We start from the raw sequence: 1,165 nt of genomic DNA, 5'->3' as shown, positions 1-1,165 counted from the left end.
GGAGAGGGGTGCCCACCTGGCGGGCGGGGTGCTGCTCCTGGTCACCGCCCTCCTCCTGCTCGGGCTGGGGGTCTCGGACTTCATGCGGTCCTCGGTGACGGTCCCGGAGACGGCCCGAGCGCTGTGGCAGTACCAGATATGGCCGTTGCCGATGGCGCTGAACGCCCTGCAGTGGGCGGGGGCGCTCCTCGCCCTGCCCGTGGGCGTCCTGCTGATGGCCCGACGGCGGGCGGCGAACGGCCCGGCGATCCTGCTCGCCGGGCTGCTCGGCTTCCTCTCCCTGCGTCCGGTGGCGGGGCCGCGCCTGGCGGAGGTCGGGGGTGTGCACCCCCTGTTCTTCTCCGACCCCGGGCGCCTCGTGCTGAACGCCCTGGTGTTCGTCCTCTGCCTCGCCGTGGTGGCGATCGCCGCCGGCAGGGCGCGTGCCGCTACGGCGGGCGGCAAGGGGTCGGTGGGCGGCGGATTCGACCCTTACGGGACCCGGGCGATTCCGGCGGCCCGGCGGTGGGCCGGCGTGCTCACCGCGCTCCCCGGACTGGTCATGGTGGGGTGGACCCTGTACCTGCAGTTCAACCGTTACGGGAGGATCCCCGAGGTGGGCTGGGGAACCTTCCTGCAGGATCTGTTCGTGCCGGGTTACTTTCCGCTGAGCAGTGTGCTGAAGGCGGGCATGATGCTCGAGGAGTTCGTGGTCGCGGTCGTCCTGGTCGCCCTCGGGGCGGTGGTGCTCGCGGGGCGTGGCCGGGGTGCGCCCGGGGCCGTTCCCCCGGCCATGGCGCTGCTGGTCGTGAGCCTGGTGCCCGCGTTGGACCACCCGTTCCGGGACAACCGGACGTACGAGCAGCTCACGGAGACCACCGAGGGGGTGCTGTGGCTGGTGTCCCTGGCCGTGGTCCTGGTGTCGGCGATCGTGGCGACGGTGCTCTCACTGCGGGTGCTCGCCGCCCCCGGTCGACACGGCTCCGGACCGGAGCTCCGGGGCGGTGACACCGACGCGGACGGGCCCGACGCGCCGGATCCCGGCGATCGCGCCGAGGCCGCGCGGGACTCCGACGGTGGGTCCGGGGGTTCGTCGGGAGGCGGCTCCTCCTCCGGTGGTGGTTGGGGCTTCTTCGGCGGCGGTGGGGACAGCGGTGGCGGCTCCGGTGGGGACAGCGGCGGAGGG

At 73.9% G+C, this 1,165-nt stretch carries 1 pseudogene; it reads left to right on the top strand.

Annotated elements, in window-relative coordinates:
- Window positions 1-1,165, top strand: a pseudogene (locus FNQ90_RS24025) (hypothetical protein); the annotation flags it as partial.

The sequence above is a fragment of the Streptomyces alkaliphilus genome, assembly GCF_014141535.1.
GTDB classification, from domain to species: Bacteria; Actinomycetota; Actinomycetes; order Streptomycetales; family Streptomycetaceae; genus Streptomyces; species Streptomyces alkaliphilus.
Note: the sequence above shows the minus strand (reverse complement) of the source record. Positions and strands in the feature narration are given on the sequence as shown.